At 65.9% G+C, this 16,873-nt stretch carries 13 protein-coding genes; 5 read left to right on the top strand and 8 right to left on the bottom strand.

The annotated features are described in order from the left end of the window. Nucleotides 1–103 precede the first annotated feature (103 nt). Together GK109_RS10775 and GK109_RS10770 are read left to right on the top strand one after the other, a co-directional pair. Complete coding sequence (locus tag GK109_RS10775; protein WP_157240341.1) at nt 104–1,756, top strand: MDR family MFS transporter; 1,653 nt, start codon at nt 104–106, stop codon at nt 1,754–1,756. 203 nt (nt 1,757–1,959) lie between these two features. Continuing rightward, nucleotides 1,960–3,399, top strand: coding sequence for a sugar porter family MFS transporter (locus GK109_RS10770; RefSeq protein WP_157240339.1), 1,440 nt, complete (start codon nt 1,960–1,962; stop codon nt 3,397–3,399). 83 nt (nt 3,400–3,482) lie between these two features. Here the strand turns inward: GK109_RS10770 and GK109_RS10765 are convergent, their stop codons facing one another. The 4 genes from GK109_RS10765 to GK109_RS10750 form a co-directional block, all read right to left on the bottom strand. After that, nucleotides 3,483–3,974 carry a GNAT family N-acetyltransferase gene (locus GK109_RS10765; RefSeq protein WP_157242853.1) on the bottom strand — a complete coding sequence of 164 codons (492 nt, stop codon included), beginning with the start codon at nt 3,972–3,974 and terminating at the stop codon, nt 3,483–3,485. A 178-nt stretch (nt 3,975–4,152) separates the two neighbouring features. Continuing rightward, nucleotides 4,153–5,316 (bottom strand): mannitol-1-phosphate 5-dehydrogenase, encoded by a 1,164-nt coding sequence (locus GK109_RS10760; protein ID WP_370460537.1) that lies wholly within the window; start codon nt 5,314–5,316, stop codon nt 4,153–4,155. Beyond that, nucleotides 5,316–7,307 carry a PTS mannitol transporter subunit IICBA gene (locus tag GK109_RS10755; RefSeq protein ID WP_157240337.1) on the bottom strand — a complete coding sequence of 664 codons (1,992 nt, stop codon included), beginning with the start codon at nt 7,305–7,307 and terminating at the stop codon, nt 5,316–5,318. The genes GK109_RS10760 and GK109_RS10755 overlap by 1 nt, the downstream gene beginning before the upstream one ends. A 75-nt stretch (nt 7,308–7,382) precedes the next feature. Beyond that, nucleotides 7,383–8,111, bottom strand: coding sequence for a TetR/AcrR family transcriptional regulator (locus tag GK109_RS10750; protein ID WP_157240335.1), 729 nt, complete (start codon nt 8,109–8,111; stop codon nt 7,383–7,385). A gap of 161 nt (nt 8,112–8,272) precedes the next feature. Here GK109_RS10750 and ptsP point away from each other — a divergent pair, with 161 nt between their 5' ends. Next, nucleotides 8,273–9,958 (top strand): phosphoenolpyruvate--protein phosphotransferase, encoded by a 1,686-nt coding sequence (gene ptsP / locus GK109_RS10745; RefSeq protein ID WP_370460536.1) that lies wholly within the window; start codon nt 8,273–8,275, stop codon nt 9,956–9,958. A 24-nt stretch (nt 9,959–9,982) separates the two neighbouring features. On the opposite strand, the gene GK109_RS10740 is transcribed toward ptsP, so the two are convergent. Then, nucleotides 9,983–10,765 carry an alpha/beta fold hydrolase gene (locus GK109_RS10740; RefSeq protein ID WP_157240333.1) on the bottom strand — a complete coding sequence of 261 codons (783 nt, stop codon included), beginning with the start codon at nt 10,763–10,765 and terminating at the stop codon, nt 9,983–9,985. Nucleotides 10,766–10,813: 48 nt separating this feature from the next. On the opposite strand from GK109_RS10740, the gene GK109_RS10735 reads away from it, so the two are divergent. Continuing rightward, nucleotides 10,814–11,221 carry a helix-turn-helix domain-containing protein gene (locus GK109_RS10735; protein WP_157240331.1) on the top strand — a complete coding sequence of 136 codons (408 nt, stop codon included), beginning with the start codon at nt 10,814–10,816 and terminating at the stop codon, nt 11,219–11,221. Nucleotides 11,222–11,233: 12 nt separating this feature from the next. Here the strand turns inward: GK109_RS10735 and GK109_RS10730 are convergent, their stop codons facing one another. Beyond that, the gene (locus GK109_RS10730; protein ID WP_157240330.1) at nt 11,234–12,454 is read right to left on the bottom strand and encodes a CdaR family transcriptional regulator; all 1,221 of its coding nucleotides are present in this window, start codon (nt 12,452–12,454) and stop codon (nt 11,234–11,236) included. A gap of 233 nt (nt 12,455–12,687) precedes the next feature. Here GK109_RS10730 and ald point away from each other — a divergent pair, with 233 nt between their 5' ends. After that, nucleotides 12,688–13,806, top strand: a complete 1,119-nt coding sequence (ald, locus tag GK109_RS10725) for an alanine dehydrogenase (RefSeq protein WP_157240328.1) — start codon at nt 12,688–12,690, stop codon at nt 13,804–13,806. Between the two features lie 69 nt (nt 13,807–13,875). On the opposite strand, the gene GK109_RS10720 is transcribed toward ald, so the two are convergent. Together GK109_RS10720 and GK109_RS10715 are read right to left on the bottom strand one after the other, a co-directional pair. After that, on the bottom strand, nt 13,876–14,940 hold the full coding sequence (locus GK109_RS10720; RefSeq protein ID WP_157240326.1) for a Gfo/Idh/MocA family oxidoreductase: 1,065 nt from the start codon (nt 14,938–14,940) through the stop codon (nt 13,876–13,878). Between the two features lie 178 nt (nt 14,941–15,118). Continuing rightward, nucleotides 15,119–16,822 carry an ABC transporter family substrate-binding protein gene (locus tag GK109_RS10715; protein WP_157240324.1) on the bottom strand — a complete coding sequence of 568 codons (1,704 nt, stop codon included), beginning with the start codon at nt 16,820–16,822 and terminating at the stop codon, nt 15,119–15,121. Between the last annotated feature and the right edge of the window lie 51 nt (nt 16,823–16,873).

Genomic DNA, 16,873 nt, shown 5'->3' with positions numbered 1-16,873 from the left:
GGCGCAGGAAGTTTTTTCGGCTGCCAGGAATAGGACCCGGCGTAAGATAGTTACTGAAAGCAACTATCAATGCTTGATCCTCTTCCTTACCCTTGGAGCAGCCATGTCCAAAACCCCCGCCGCGCGCGCCGCCGGAGAAACCCTGACGCAGCGCCAGATTGTCACTGTGATGGTGGGCCTGATGCTGGGCATGTTCCTGGCGTCGCTGGACCAGACCATCGTGTCCACGTCCATCTACACCATCGCCAACGACCTGGACGGGCTCTCGCTCCAGGCCTGGGCCACCACCGCCTACCTCATCACCTCCACGGTCAGCACCCCGCTGTACGGCAAGCTGAGCGACATCTTCGGCCGCCGCCCGCTGTACCTGATCGCCATCGTGATCTTCCTGGCCGGCTCGTTGTACGCCGGCTCAGTGCACTCGATGACAGAATTGGCCATCGCCCGCGGTGTCCAAGGCCTGGGTGCCGGCGGCCTGCTGGCCCTCGCGCTGACCATCATCGGCGACATCGTGTCCCTCAAGGACCGTGCCAAGTACCAGGGCTACTTCATGTCCGTGTTCGGCATCTCCTCCGTGCTCGGCCCTGTGGTGGGCGGCGCGTTCGCCGGTTCCGCCACCATCCTGGGGTTCGACGGCTGGCGCTGGGTGTTCTTCATCAACCTGCCCATCGGCCTGGCAGCGCTGGCAGTGGTCTTCCTCTTCCTTCACCTGCCGGCCAAGCACGTGAAGCAGAAGATCGACTACTGGGGCGCGGCGGCCATCACCCTGGCCATCGTGCCGCTGCTGCTGGTGGCGGAGCAGGGCCGCAGCTGGGGTTGGGCTTCCTTCAACTCCTTCCTTTGCTACGGCTTGGGTGTGGTGGGCATTGCTTGGTTCCTGCTGGCCGAAAAGCGTGCCGGCGACTACGCCCTGATTCCCCTGCGGCTCTTCCGGAATGCCACGTTTGGCCTGTCTTCGCTGCTGAACTTCATCATCGGCATCGGCATGTTCGGCGCCATCGCCATGCTGCCGATGTACCTGCAGCTGGTGAAGGGCCTCACCCCCACCGAGGCCGGCCTGATGATGATCACCTTCACCGTGGGCATCCTCACCGGGTCCATCACGGCCGGGCGCACCATCTCCTCGTCCGGGACCTACCGGATCTTCCCCATCCTGGGCACGGCCATCCTCACGGCTGCCGCCACGGTCATGGGACTGTCCCTCGGGGTGGACACCGGACTGTGGGTTCCCGGCGTGATCGCGGTGTTCTTCGGCATGGGCCTGGGCTTCTGCATGCAGCCGCTCACCCTGGCCATGCAGGTGTCCGTGCCGCGCCGCGACATGGGCGTGGGCACCTCCTCAGCGGCGTTTTTCCGCTCCATGGGCGGCGCGGTGGGCACTGCCGTGTTCATCTCCATGCTGTTCAGCCTGGCGGCGAGCCGGATCGCGGACAGCATGCGGGCCGCCATGGAGAGCCCGGACTACCAGGCAGTGCTCCGCGACCCGTCCGTCGCAGCCGACCCCGCCAACGCCAAGCTGTACGAATTCTTCCGGAACGGCGCGTCCAACGAGTCCCTCAACGACACCAGCTGGCTCCACACCGCCAACAGCACGCTGACCCGTCCCATCACGGAGGGCTTCGCCTACGCCATCGACGCAGTGATGCTCACCGCGGCGGTGCTCACCGGCGTCGCGTTCCTCATCAGCTTCGCCCTGCCCGACAAGAAGCTCACGGACCAGTTGGCTGCCCCGCAGGAGCCCGCGGCGGTCCACTAAGCTGACCCGCACCAAACAGGGGACGACGACGGCGGCGCGCACCGCCGTCGTCGTCTTCTGTTTCGGAGGGCGACAGTCCGTAAGTGGAACCGCGGGCGGTGACGTGCCACACTGTGTAGCGCGTGTGCGCCGGCCGTCTCGGCCGGTACCGCAGCCGACGACGTCCGCACCGCATCCACCTAAACCCAGACCAAGGGAGAACCATGCCCACTGCACAGGAGCAGACAACCGCACGGATACCGCAGCGGGTGATCTGGCTGGCGCTCGCAGGGGCGGTGGGCGGATTCCTGTTCGGCTTCGATTCGTCGGTGGTCAACGGCGCGGTGGATGCCATGAAGGACGAGTTCGCACTGTCCGAGGCCGTGACCGGCTTCGCGGTTGCCATCGCCCTGCTGGGGTGCGCTGCCGGCGCGTTCCTTGCGGGCAAGGTGGCGGACCACTACGGGCGCATCCCCGCCATGAAGCTTGGTGCGCTGCTCTTCCTGGTCAGCGCACTGGGCACCGGCTTTGCCTTCGGCGTCTGGGACCTGATCTTCTGGCGCCTGGTGGGCGGGCTCGGAATCGGCCTGGCTTCGGTGATCGCCCCCGCCTACATCTCGGAGATCTCCCCGCGGCACGTCAGGGGCCGGCTGGCCTCGCTGCAGCAACTGGCCATCACCACGGGTATCTTCGCAGCGCTGCTGTCCGATGCGCTCCTGGCCACCAGCGCCGGCGGCGCGGACCAGCCCTACTGGCTGGGGATCGAGGCCTGGCGCTGGATGTTCCTGGCCGCAGCCCTGCCCGCCGTGGTGTACGGCTGGGTCGCCTTCACCCTTCCCGAGTCCCCGCGCTTCCTGGTGTTCCTGGGCAAGGAGGATGAAGCGCGTGCGGTCTTTGATTCGATTGCTCCGGCAGAGGACACAGACCGGCACATCCGGGAGATCCAGGACGCCATCGAGGAGGACAAGCTGGCGGGCCAGAAGGGCTCCCTGCGCGGCAGGACCTTTGGCCTGCAGGCAGTGGTATGGGTGGGCATCGTCCTGTCTGTTTTGCAGCAGTTCGTGGGCATCAACGTGATTTTCTACTACTCCACCACCCTGTGGAAGGCCGTGGGCTTCGAGGAGAAGGACTCCCTGGCCATCTCGGTGGCCACGTCCGTCACCAACATCCTCGTCACCCTGGTGGCCATTGCCCTGGTGGACCGCATCGGCCGCCGGCCCATCCTGCTGGCCGGTTCCGTGGGCATGGCCGTATCACTGGGCGCCATGGCCCTTGCCTTCTCCACCGCCGTGGGCTCCGGTTCCGAGATTTCCCTGCCCGGCGCGTGGGGTCCGGTGGCCCTGGTGGCTGCGAATGTTTTTGTGGTGAGCTTCGGCGCGTCCTGGGGACCGCTGGTGTGGGTGCTCCTGGGCGAGATCTTCCCGTCCAGGATCCGTGCCCGCGCCCTTGGCCTGGCTGCGGCCGCGCAGTGGGTGGCGAACTTTGTGATCACGCTCAGCTTCCCCGTGATGGCCGCCGGCTCGCTGCCGCTGACGTATGCCATGTACGCGCTGTTCGCCGCGGCGTCGTTCTTCTTTGTCATGTTCAAGGTGCCGGAGACCAACGGCATGTCCCTGGAGCAGGCGGAGACCCTGTTCGTGGCCAAGGGCTCGAAGAAGGCCTAGCGCCCGCCCCCGTTCTGCACCCTTCAACGGGCATTGCACCCCGGAACGCCCGGGTGCAATGCCCGTTTGTGGGTGCGCAGCGATCAGAGCGGAAGCTTCATGCCTTCATGGGAGGCTTCAAAGCCGAGGCGCTCGTAGAACCGGTGCGCCCCTGTCCGCGTCTTGTGGGTGGTCAGTTGCATGAGTGTGCAGCCGCGGCGCCGGGATTCATCGATGGCCCACCGCACCATCAGGTTCCCGAGACCTTTGCCACGGAGGCCCGCGGCCACCCGCACGCCCTCGATCTGCGAGCGCCAGGCGCCCTGCCGCGACATACCCGGGAGGAAACTCAGCTGGAAGGTGGCCACCAGGGGACCGTCCGCTGCGCCGTCCGGCACGAACTCCCCCACGACCAGCAGGTGGCAGGGGTCGGCGTCGATCGCTTCCATGGCGCGCCCATAAGGCGCCATGTCTTCCCGGCGCTCCCGCCCTGCGCCCAGCGAATCATCCGCGAGCAGCTGCACGATGGCGGGAAGGTCTGCGGGTGCGGCGGGGCGGAGGCGGAAGGTCCCGCCGTCGACGCCGGCGGTCAACAGGAAGGGCTGGGCACCTGGGTTGCGAATCACCGGACCAGCATTCCACAGGTGGGGGCAGTACAAATCACGACGCCGGCACTCGGGTGAGTGTCGGCGTCGTGATTGCAGGAGGGTTGGGGGAAAACCCGCGTTATCTGCGAGAGGGTTGGCGAAAAGGCCGCAGGAAGTGCGAGAGCGTTCAGGCCGGGGCGTTGGCCGCCTCTGCCTGCCGCTCTTCCACCAGCGTTGCCACGGCGTTGAACAGCGGATGGTCCGGTTCCAGGCCGGTTATGCGGGCGGTGGCCTCCGCCGGGCTGGAGGACGCCAGGATCCCCTCGAGTTCCGTCGCTTCGGCGTCGGCGGGATCATTGAAGCGCAGTGCCGCCGCGATGGCGCCCAGGAGCGCCTCGGGCACAATGCCACGTTCCGCGAGTTCTGCTGCGGGGCCGATGAACCGTTCGTGCCGGCTCAGCTTCCGCAGCGGGGCACGGCCCACCCGGTGGACGGTGTCCGGCAGGTAGGGGTTGGAGAACCGGACCAGGATTTTCTGGACGTAGGCTTCCTGCTCGTCGTTGCTGAAGCCGTGCTTGCTGACCAGGAGCTGTTTGGTTTCCTCCAGCACTGCCCGGACATCCTCGGCCACGTCCTGGTCAGCCATGGCGTCGGAGATCTTCTCCAGGCCCGCCTCGAACCCGAAGTAGGCGGCCGAGGCGTGGCCGGTGTTGACGGTGAACAGCTTCCGCTCGATGTACGGCGAGAGGTCATCCACAAAGGTGGCGCCCGGGATCACCGGTGCGGAATCACCGAAGGCGGAGCGGTCGATGACCCATTCGTAAAAGGTCTCCACGGTGACGTCCAGGCCCTGCCCGGGTTCCTGGTTGGGCACGATCCGGTCCACGGCTGTGTTGGCGAACACGGCTTTCCCGTCCAGCGCCCCGGCGGCGGCCCCCGGCTGGGAGGCCACCTCCTTGGCAAGGATGTCCGTGGCGTTGATGGCGTTTTCACACGCCATGACCTGCAGCGGCGGTAGGCCGGGTTCCCGTGCCACGATGCCCCTGGCAATGACGGGTGCCACGAACTTCAGGACGTGCGGGCCCACCGCGGTGGTGACGATGTCCGCCGTCGCGATTTCCGCGACGAGCTCCGCTTCCTGCGTGGTGGAGTTCAGCGCCCGGAAATTGGTGACTGTCCGGACTGCAGGGTTTTCCCCCACCTCGTGGACCGCGTAGCTGTCCGCTGCAGCGAGCTGGTTGATGAGGTCCTCGGCAACGTCCGCGAACACCACCTCATAGCCGGCGTCGTGCAGGAGCAGCCCAACAAAGCCGCGGCCGATGTTTCCAGCTCCGAAATGTACAGCCTTCACTATGCGTTGACCTTTCCGAAGAGCTCCAGGACTTCATCCACGGAGGTGGCAGCCTCAAGCCGGGCAACCTGTTCCTTGTTGGTGAAGACCTTTGCGATGGAGGACAGGATGTGCAGGTGTTCGTTGTTGACTCCTGCGACGCCGACGACGAACTTGACCTGCTTGCCGTTCCAGTCGATGCCCTCCGGGTAGCGGATCACGGACACCGCAGACTTCCGGATGTGGTCCTTGGCGGCATTGGTGCCGTGCGGGATGGCCAGGAAGCTGCCCATGTACGTGGACACCGACTGCTCCCGCTCGTGCATGGCTGCGATGTAGCCCTCGTCCACGGCACCGCGGTCCAGCAGGAGCCGGCCGGCCTCGTCGATGGCGGCGTCGCGCGTGGTGGCCGATCCCTCCAGCACCACGCTCTCGCGGGCCAGGATCTCATGGGTGCCGGCACCGGGGGCGGCTGCCACCGGAGCCTCGGCTGCCTCGGCACCGCCCGCCTGGCCGCCCTCGGTGTTGCTCTCCCGCACCAGTTCCACGATCTCGTCGTAGCGCGGGCTGCTCATGAAGTTGTCCACCGAGTAGTGGACGGCACTGGACGTGGCCGGCTTGGCGCGTTCGGTCAGGTCCTGGTGGGTGATCACGACGTCGTAGTCGTCGCGAAGGTTGGCGATGGCCGCGTTGGTGACCTTGACGTCCGGGAACCCGGCCGCCTTGATCTTGTTCCGCAGCACCGAGGCGCCCATGGCACTGGAGCCCATGCCGGCGTCGCACGCGAACACGATGTTGCGCACCGGACCGGCCAGGACGGCCACACCGCCCGCGCCGGCAGCCGCACCGGCGCCGGTCAGGGTGGAGGCCACGGAGCTCTTCTTGCCCTTCATCTGTTCCATCTTTGAGGTGGCGTCACTGAGGTCCACTTCGTCGCTGTGCTTGGTGGTCTTCATGATGATGGAGGCCACCAGGAAGGAGGCCGTCGTGGCCAGCAGGACCGCGAGAATCACTCCGAGGTAGCTGTCGCGGGAGGTCTGGGCGAGCACGGCAAAGATGGAACCGGGGGCGGCCGGCGCCACCAGTCCCGAACCGGTGATGGCCAGCGTGGCGATGCCCGTCATGCCGCCTGCGATCGCAGCAAGGATCAGCAGCGGGCGCATCAGGACGTACGGGAAGTAGATTTCGTGGATGCCGCCCAGGAAGTGGATGATTGCGGCACCCGGGGCGGAAGCCTTTGCGGCTCCACGGCCAAAGAACATGTAGGCGAGCAGGATGCCCAGGCCGGGGCCCGGGTTGGCTTCGAGCAGGAACAGGATGGACTTGCCCTGCTCCAGCGACTGCTGGACGCCCAGCGGGGTGAGCACGCCGTGGTTGATGGCGTTGTTGAGGAACAGCACCTTGGCGGGTTCGATGAAGATGCTGGTAAGCGGCAGCAGGCCGTTGTCCACCAGGAACTGGACCACGTTTCCGGCGCCTGTGCTGAACGCCGAAACCAGGGGGGCGATGCCGTAGAAGCCAAGCATGGCCAGCAGGGCGCCCCAGATGCCGGCCGAGAAATTATTGACCAGCATCTCAAAGCCGGGACGGATCTTGCCGTCCCAGATCGAGTCGATCTTCTTCATGGTCCAGCCGCCCAGCGGGCCCATGATCATGGCCCCGATGAACATGGGGATGCCGGCACCCACAATCACGCCCATGGTGCCGATGGCGCCCACCACGCCGCCGCGGACGTCGTAGACCATCCGGCCGCCGGTGTACGCAATCAGCAGGGGCAGCAGGTAGGTGATCATCGGCCCGACGAGGCCGGTGTTCGGCTTTCCGCCAGTCTCGCCAAAACCGCCCAGCTGGGGCACGGGCAGCCAGCCCTTTTCAATGAACAGGGCGGTGATAAGGCCCCAGGCAATGAAAGCGCCGATGTTGGGCATGATCATTCCGGACAGGAAGGTCCCGAACTTTTGGACGTGCACGCGCGCGCTGGTGCGGGGCTTTGCAACTGTCTCTGTTGCCATGTGATTTCCTAACCGTCATTCCTGCTGCTCCGCAGGATGGTCCGATACTTACGACGACGTAGTGCCGGCCTGGATTCAGCCGGCCGGGCTGGTGGAGATGCGGTGGAGCCATTCGAGGAAAAGCTTGAGTTCCGAGCTTGAAAGCTGGTCAGAGTGCGAGGCCTGAAGTGCGGCGTTCAGGGCGATCGCTGCCACCACTACCGAGGATTTCCCGGCGTCGCCCGGGGCCGGGCCGCTGGCGGGCTCGGCTGACACCGCAAAGATCATGGCGTCCCGGGTCATGGTGGACAGTTCGAGGTTCCGTTCGGAGGCGGGCTCCGCAATCAGCATCAGCGTCACCCCCACGTTGGCCGCCAGGATTGACCTGGCCGCTTCCCTGGGCTGGACGTTCAACTGGCCTGCCGCCGCTGCCTTGTTCAGCATCTCCTCCATGAGCGCCTCGGCATCTGCGACGATTGCCGGGCGGCTTTCCGGTCGGATGTTGCCGAACATGACCAAGTACAGTTCCGGCTGTTTCAGCCCGAACTGCACGTGGTTGTCCCACATTCTCCGGATGTCCTCAAGCGGCTGCCCGGAGGGGGCGAAGTCCCTTTCGCCCGCTACATATTCTTCAAACCCTGCGGTGACGACGGCGTCAAACAGACCTTCCTTGTCACCGAAGTGGTGGTACAGGGTGGGTGCTGTAACCCCCGCCAGCTGCGTGATCTGGCGCGTGGAGACGGGAGCGCCCCCTGAGTTTGCCAGCAGCTCCGCGGCAGCACGGAGCAGTCGCATTTTGGGGGGAAGCTGGCCATCCAAACTCATAACCGCTACCCTAGCACCTATAGCATTGCTATATGAACTGAATCACATACAATTTTTTTCAGGCACGTTTCCCGCCTCCGGACTAAGCAGTCCTCCGGCGGACCGGCATGGCGCCGGACGTATCGGCGGGCCTGGCAACCGGCAGAGAATGAGGACCTTCAGTGCAGAACTTCCCAGGAGTAGGCGTCAGCCCAGGCCGCGTCATCGGCACCATCCGGCAGATGCCCAAACCCATCAGCGAACCTCCTGCCGGCGAGCAGCTGGCGGCAGGGACCACCGCGGAGGAAGCAACCGCAGCCCTGAAGGCGGCATCCCAGGCCGTGCACGATGAACTGAAGCACCGTGCAGCCCACGCCACCGGTGACGGCAAGGCCGTCCTCGAAGCAACCGCACTGATGGCCAAGGACACCATGCTGATCAAGGGTGCCGCCAAGCTGGTTGCCCGCGGCACATCCGCCGAGCGCGCCATCTGGGAGTCCGGCTCGTCGGTCTCCGAAATGCTCCACAACCTGGGCGGCTACATGGCAGAACGCGCCACTGACGTCCTTGATGTCCGTGCCCGGATTGTCGCCGAGCTGCGGGGCGTGCCGGCACCCGGCATCCCGGCATCCAGCACCCCGTTCGTCCTGGTGGCGGAGGACCTGGCCCCGGCGGACACCGCCACCCTGGACCCGAACAAGGTCCTCGCCCTCGTCACCGCAGGCGGCGGCCCGCAGTCCCACACGGCCATCATCGCCCGGTCCCTCGGCCTCCCCGCCGTTGTTGCCGCCGTGGGTGTTGATGAGCTCCCCGACGGCACCGAAGTCTATGTGGACGGCGCCGCCGGCAACATCACCTCCGAACCGGACGAATCCCTGCGCGCAGCAGCGGAGGCGTGGGCGGCCACGGCTTCCCTGCTGGCCGAGTTCAGCGGCACGGGCGCGACGGCGGACGGCCACCTGGTGCCGCTGCTCGCCAACGTGGGCGGGGGCAAGGATGCCGAGGCGGCCGCCAAGCTGGGCGCCCAGGGCGTAGGCCTCTTCCGCACCGAGTTCTGCTTCCTGGAGCGCGACACCGAACCCAGCGTCGAAGAGCAGGCCGCGGCCTACAAGAGCGTATTTGACGCCTTCCCGGGAAAGAAGGTGGTCCTGCGCACCCTCGACGCCGGGGCCGACAAGCCGCTCCCGTTCCTGACCGACTCCACCGAGCCGAATCCTGCCCTGGGTGTCCGCGGCTACCGCACGGACTTCACCACCCCCGGTGTTCTGGACCGCCAGCTGGAGGCGATCGCACTTGCGGAGAAGCAGTCCGAAGCGGACGTCTGGGTCATGGCCCCCATGATTTCGACGGCGGAAGAGGCCGCCCGGTTTGCCGCGATGTGCGCGGACGCCGGCATCAAGACCCCCGGCGTGATGGTGGAGGTCCCCTCCGCCGCCCTGACCGCCGAGGCCATCCTTCGCGAAGTTGCCTTCGCCAGCCTGGGCACCAATGACCTCACCCAGTACGCCATGGCCGCAGACCGCCAGCTCGGCCCGCTCGCCAACCTCAACACGCCCTGGCAGCCGGCCGTCCTGCGCCTCGTGGGCCTGACCGTTGAAGGATCCCGCGCGGAAGGGAACAACAAACCCGTGGGCGTGTGCGGTGAGGCGGCTGCCGACCCTGCCCTCGCCGTCGTCCTTACCGGCCTGGGCGTAAGCACCCTGTCCATGACGGCCCGCTCCCTTGCTGCCGTGGCAGCAGTGCTGAAGACCGTCACACTCGAGGAAGCCCAGCAGCTGGCCAAGCTGGCACTGTCCGCTCCCAGCGCCACGGAAGCGCGGGCCTGGGTCCGGGAGAAGCTGCCGGTCCTGGAGGAACTCGGGCTCTAGCGGCGCCGTCCGGCTCGTGCCGTCCTAGGCGGTCACGCCGAAGCCATCCAGGGCACGGACCCAGCCGCTGATGGTCTCGGCCGCCGTTCCGGGGGCGGTGTGCTGCAAAACGTGGCCTTGTCCCGGGATTTCAGCCATTGTGCCCTGCTGCGCAATGGCGGCGAGGCGTTCGCACCAGGGGCGGCGCGCAATGGGATCCTTGGCGCCGCGAAGGACCAGGACGGGCTGGCTGACGGCGGCCAGCCTTTCCTCCATGGGGTAGTCCATCATTACCGGAAGTTCCGTGAGGTACCAGCGCGGTCCCGCCCTGAAGTAGTCGCTGAACACGAGGGCGTTCGATGTCAGGCTCTCCCGCAGGAGTGCATCGCGGGTAAGGGCCAGCGCCTGCCTGGTGACGGTCTTCCTGGGGGAATCCACCACCGGCCCCATCAGGACGGCACCGGCCGCCCTGGCAGGTTCCCGGAGCGCCAGTTCCACTGCGAACTGCGTGCCCATGGAATGACCCACAACCACATAGCTGGAAACGCCGGAGTCAGCCAGGACAGCGCCCACGAACTCCGCAAAATCATCGATCTGGAGCTGGCGGGGCGGCCTTGAAGCCTTGCCGAAACCCGGGAGGTCGAACGTATAGACGTCCGCCTCCTCGGCCAGCTCAAGATGGAGCCGGGCCAGGTAACGGTGCGAAACTCCGATGCCGTGCAGCAGGACGTAGGCAGGCCGGTTCGGGGCTCCCGCGGGGAGGACTGAGGCGTACAGCCTGCCCCGGAGTCCGCCCGCTTCCACGTCCCGGCCGCCAGTAAGTTCCATTTGCCGAGCTTACCCCCGGGGCGGGGTGGCCGCCGGTAGGCTGGGTGCATGGCACTGATAGCTCCCCGGGTAACTGGCGCCCTCCCGTCGGAGGATGCTGAGAAGCTGGGCCGGGCGCTTGCGGGCAGCGATGACATCACCGTCTTCGTGGACGGCACGGTCCATCGGCTGCCGCCACTGGCGAGGGACGCCGTCGTCGACCTCCTGCACCGCTTCAGCCGCGGCGAAGCGGTGACCGTCAGCAGCGTGGAGGACATGCTCACCACGTCCAAGGCAGCCGAGCTGGCGGGTATTTCCCACACGTATCTGCGCAACATGACGGACCGCGGGGAGATCCCGGTGGAATATCGCGGCACCCACCGGCGGATACCGCGGGCCGCCGTCATGGCCTGGCTGGAGGGGCAGAAGAAGTCCGAACAGGGCGACGACGCGGAGGGTCCCGGGAAGGACGCCTAGGTTCTGCCCGCCCTAGATCCGTGGCCGGCCCGCCCAGCGTCGCATCTTCAACGCTGCATGGAGCTCCAGGCGGGGCATCCCCTTGAGCGGATCAACGCCGAGCAGCTGGCGGATCCGGCCCAGCCGGTTGTAGATGCTGCTGCGGTGCAGGTGGAGCTTGGTGGCCACGTCCTGGACGGAGCCGTCGTTGTCGTACAGGAGTTCTAGGACCGGAAGCAGCTCACCGTTCCGGTCCTGGTCCTCAAGCATGCGGAAGTAGACCGACGCCGAGTCAGCCCAGGCACTCGCGCCTCCCCCCGCGGACGCAAGCAGCTGGTAGACGCCCGTGGCCCTGCAGTCCACGAGTTCCCCGAGCTGCGGGTCCACGGCGGCAGCCTGGGCCGCCAGCTTGGATTGGCGGTACGCCGCGGCGAGCTCACGCGGCCGGCCGAAGCCCTCGCTGATGCCCAGAATGATGCGCTGCACCGGACGGCCGGAGCGCTTGGCAAGCTCCAGCTGGTAGTGGACCAGCACCTGGGCGTGGTTGGCCCGGCCGGACAATTCGCGGAACAGCACGACGGAATGGGTGTCCGTGCCGGCGCTGAACAGGGCAGCGTCGACGCCGATGGTCGCCTGGAGCGCGGCAGAGCGGTGGATGAGGGTGGAGGCGATGGGGTCGGATCCGCCGGACCAGCCATCGGCGTCGAGCACTGTCACCACCTGCCAGGGACCGCGGCCCTGGATTTCCTTCCAGCCTGCAATGGCGGCCACGGCGTTGGGCTCGCCGGCGCAGGCGGCCAGGAACTCCCGTTCACGCCCCCGCCGGAATTCAGACTCGGCCGTGTTCGAATCGAGCAGGAGCCCGGAGAGCGTTTCAAGCTCGTGGTTGACGGCCGGCAACTGGGTGAGGATCGCCGTCGGATTCTCATCGGCGGAGTCCTGCTGCACCCACAGGTACCCCACCCGGAAGCCGCGCACCATCAGCGGTACGCACACCCGGCCCAGCATGCCCAGGTCCTGGTTGGCCGGCACCACCACCGGACGGACGGCGGTGGCGATGCCGTGCGAGAGCTGCCAGGCGCTGACGTCGGCCGGGACTTTCTTGCTCAGCAGGAAGTTGACCCGCACCCGGTCCGCGTGGGACTGGTTGGAGCTGTAAGCCAGCAGCACCCCGTCCAGGTCCTCCAGTGACAGGCCACGGCCCAACTTCTGAGCCACCTGTTCAACCAGCTGTTCCACACCCTGCTGCTGCATGGGCCAACATTACTGCCTGGGCAGCCTCCGGGACGAACGGACACGAGGCGACACCTGCCGCCCCACGGCTCGACAAATGTCCAGCTGATAGGAGGAAAATTCCCGGAAATACGCGGTTTCTTCGCTGGCGGCTGCTTGGTCTCGTGTCGGCTGGCTCACAACCGGATTTATCGTTGATACACGAAATCCTTCCGCACTTTCCGGCTTATCAAGCCGAGAACCTGGAGCCCACGATGATCATCGGCGTCCCCAAAGAAATCAAGAACAACGAGTTCCGGGTGGCCATCACCGCCGCCGGAGTCCACGAATTCCGCAGCAACGGCCACACCGTTCTGGTGGAACGCGGCGCAGGGCTGGGCTCCGGCATCACCGACGAGGAATACGCCATTGCCGGTGCCGAGATCGTCAATGAGGCTGACGACGTCTGGGCCCGCGCCGACATGGTCATGAAGGTCAAGGAGCCCATCAAGGCCGAGTACCACCGCTTCCGCAAGGGCCTGATCCTCTTCACCTACCTCCACCTCGCCGCGGAGCCCGAACTCACCCGCGAGCTCATCAACTCCGGCGTCACCGCCATCGCCTACGAGACCGTCCAGGAAGGCCGGACCCTCCCGCTGCTGGCCCCCATGTCCGAGGTAGCCGGCCGGCTGTCCGTCCAGGTGGGCGCCGCTTCCCTGATGGCACCCGCCGGCGGAAAGGGCGTGCTGCTGGGCGGCGTTCCCGGGGTCCGCCCCGCCAAGGTGGTTGTCCTGGGCGCCGGCGTTGCGGGAACCAATGCCGCAGCCATGGCACTGGGCCTGGGTGCCGACGTCACCATCATGGACATCAACATCAACCGCCTGCGCGAGCTGGACGCCCAGTACCAGGGCCGGCTCAAGACGGTGGCGTCCAACAAGTACGAGATCGAGAAATCCGTGGTGGATGCCGACCTGGTGATCGGGTCCGTCCTGATCCCTGGCGCCAAGGCCCCCAAGCTGGTCACCAACGACCTCGTGGCCCGCATGAAGCCCGGCTCAGTCCTCGTGGACATCGCCGTGGACCAGGGCGGCTGCTTCGAGGACACCCACCCCACCACGCACCAGGAACCCACGTACAAGGTGCATAACACCATCTTCTACTGCGTGGCCAACATGCCCGGCGCCGTGCCGAACACGTCCACGTACGCGCTGACCAACGTCACGCTGCGCTACGCGGTGTCCCTGGCCAACCTGGGCGTCAAGGCCGCCTTCGACCGCGACCCCGCCCTGGCCGCAGGCCTGAACATCGCCGCCGGCCACGTGGCACACCACTCCGTGTCCGAGGCACACAACCTGCCGCTCGTCGCCGACTGGCACGAACTGGTTTCGGCTTAAGTAGTCCATCGATTGCTCCGTACGCGTCGTTTTGAACCCCCTGAACGACACTTACGGAGCAATCGATGCTTAATGCGCGAGCTTCCGTGCTTCTTCTATTAGTTTGAGGGCCTCGACGGCGTCTTCCGGCTTCACCGGAAGCGGCAGGGCTGATGCCGTGCCGCCGTCGAGGATCTTGTCCGCGAGGATCCGGTAGAACTCGGGGTAGGCGCCGCGTTCGGTGGGCAGGGGGTCGAGGTGGCCATCGCGGCCCAGCAGTCCTGCCCACTCCGGCGCCTCCTCGCCGTACTCGGCGTCCAACGGGCTGCCGCCCGCGGCAATGTACGGCTCCTGCGGGTCCACGCCTTTCTTGGTGAATCCGCCAACGGAACCCAGCACCCGGAACCTCGGTCCCTGCTGGGCGCACATCATGTTCATGGTCAGGTGGCTCAAAACACCGGATTCGTGCCGAAGTACCAGGAACACGTCGTCGTCCGCCCGCTCGTCCGACCTGCGTGCCTTCAACTCTGCGTGGACCACGGAGGCCGGGCCAAAGAGCTGGAGTGCCTGGTCGATCAGGTGGCTGCCTAGATCGAACAAGGTACCGCCGCCCTCCGCCGCCGTGGCACGCGCCTTCCAAGCCTTCGCGATGGCCGGGGACCACCGCTCGAAGCGGGACTCGAACCGCGTGACCTTGCCCAGCGCGTCAGCGGACAGGAGTTTTTGCACCGTCAGGAAGTCGCCGTCCCACCGCCGGTTCTGGAACACCGTCAAGACCCGCCCCAGCTCCCCTGCCAGCGTGATCAACTCCCGGCCTTGTCCACTGGTCACGGCGAACGGCTTGTCCACCACAACATCCAGGCCTGCCTCCAAGGCAGCCTTGGCCAACGGGTAGTGGGTGGCAGGCGGCGTTCCCAGGACCACGAGGTCCACTTCGTCCGCGCGGGCAAGGACCGCATGGCCGTCCGGCACTGTCCTCACCCCCGGATACCGGGCGGTTGCCGCGGCGTCCCTTCCGGCGTTGGAGGTGGCAATGAGGTCCAGCGAAAAACGGGGGTCCGCCGCTATCAGGGGAGCGTGGAACACACTTCCCGAAAGCCCGAAACCCACGACGGCGGTACGGATGGTGCGCTGCGAAGCTGGGTCCCCGGTCATATTCCTACGCTACTCCCGCAGGCCTGGATGCGAGGCGCCGAAATGGGGGCCTTAGGTGAGAGAGCATCCCAAAGAAACCCACGTTAAGTGAGAGAGCGTTGAGGGTTCGGGCAGACGGCGAAGGCCGGCACCCCCTGTCCCCAGGGAGTGTCGGCCTTCGCTACAGAGCGGGTGGGGTCTACTTCTTTTCCCAGCCGATGGCGGTCCAGTCCGGAACCTGGGACAGGCTGCGGAAAAGGGACGGGCCGTAGTTGGCCAGGCCGGTACGGACGAAGGAGATCTGCGGGCCGTTCATGACCACGCCCATGGAGAAGTACTTCGCCATGTGCTCCTTCTCCACCTCCATGGCCGCCTTGTTGCGCTCGGCGTTGTCCTCGATGGAAGCCAGGTCGGCAATCTTCTTGTCCAGTTCGGCGTCGCCCAACTGGTTCTCGTTGGTCTTGGAGTCGTAGTACTGCTTGACGGCTTCAGTGGCGTCCGCGCTGACGGTGTAGCCGGAAACGCTCATATCGAACTCCCGGGAACCCAGCACCTTGCCGAAATCGGCAGAAGCCCGCTGGTCGATTCCAACATCCATGCCGCCGGCCTGCAGCTGCTTCTGCAGGGTCTGGGTGAAGGCTAGGGTGGTGGGGTCGTCACCGAAGTTGCTGATCTTGAAGGCGGCAGGCTTGCCGTCCTTTTCCATGATGCCGTTTGCATTCGCGGTGTAGCCGGCGTCGGTCAGTACCTTCTTGGCGGCGTCCGGACCGGTTTCCTTCACGGGGTAGTTGTCCTGGTAGTACTCGGAGAAGGGCAGCAGCATCATGGAGCCGGAGCTGGGCTCTTCCCAGTTAAGGCCGTTGAAGCGGACCTTCCGGAGGGCTTCGCGGTCAACGGCGGCGAATATCGCCTCGCGGACAGCCACGTCGGTGATGCGCTGGGCGTTGAGGTTCATGCCACCGGCGAACAGGCGCTGGCCGCGGCGGACCTCGGAGTCCTTGGTGCCGTCAAGCTGCTTGTAGAGGGAGATGGTGTTGGCAGACATGGCGTCGATCTCGCCGTTCTTGAAGGCTGCGATCTGGGCGCTGGTTTCCAGCTGTCGGAACACGACACTCTCCAACACCGGCTTGTTGCCCCACCACTTCTCGTTGGGAACCAGGGATACCGTCTTTGCGGCGGCGTCGTACTGGTCCACCTTGAAGGGCCCTGCCATCCATTCAGGGTGCAGTTCGCCGTTGAAGCCCTCGTTGAAGATTTCGGGGCTGTTCACGGCCGGATGGATCAGTCCGGTGAAGAGGGAGTCCAGGGGGTAGACCGGCCGGCTCGTCTTGACGATGACTTCCTTGTCATTGCTGCCGGCCTCCACGGATTCAACGAACTCGTAGTTTCCTGAGCTGACAATGTCGTAACCGGCGTCCGGGCTCTTGAGGATGTTCCAGGTGTTCTGGAAGGCCTTGACGTCAATCGGCGTGCCGTCGTTGTACGCGGCCTTCTCATTGACCGTGATGGTAATGGTCTGCTTGCCGTCTTCTACCTTGTTTTCCACGGACTCGCAGAAGTCCTTGTTCGGAGTCACTTTTCCGTCGAAGGCAATGTCCCAGCATCCCCAGGTTCCCGCTTGGTCGATGGGACGGTGCAGCGCGGTGTTGTCCGCGCTGTTGCCGTTGTTGGAGAACCCATTGAAGTCCGGGCCGATGTTGCCCAGCGGAAGGGTGACCTTGCCGCCCTGTTTAAGATCGGCCGCAGGCTTCTCATTGATGCTGATGAGCTTGGTCAGGTCGCTGCCTGCCTCCTGGCCCTTGGCCGTTTCCGGCCCGGTGGACCCGCCACCGCCGCCGCAGGCAGTCAGCGCCAGAGCTGCGGCAATTGCCGCCGCTCCGCCGATCCTGTTCAGATTCCTCATGGTGTTCCCTTCGTTGGTGCGAGTGGTGGTGCTGGTGATGGGCCGGTAAAA

The organism is Pseudarthrobacter sp. GA104 (genome assembly GCF_009741265.1).
Taxonomy (GTDB): Bacteria; Actinomycetota; Actinomycetes; order Actinomycetales; family Micrococcaceae; genus Arthrobacter.
Note: the sequence above shows the minus strand (reverse complement) of the source record. Positions and strands in the feature narration are given on the sequence as shown.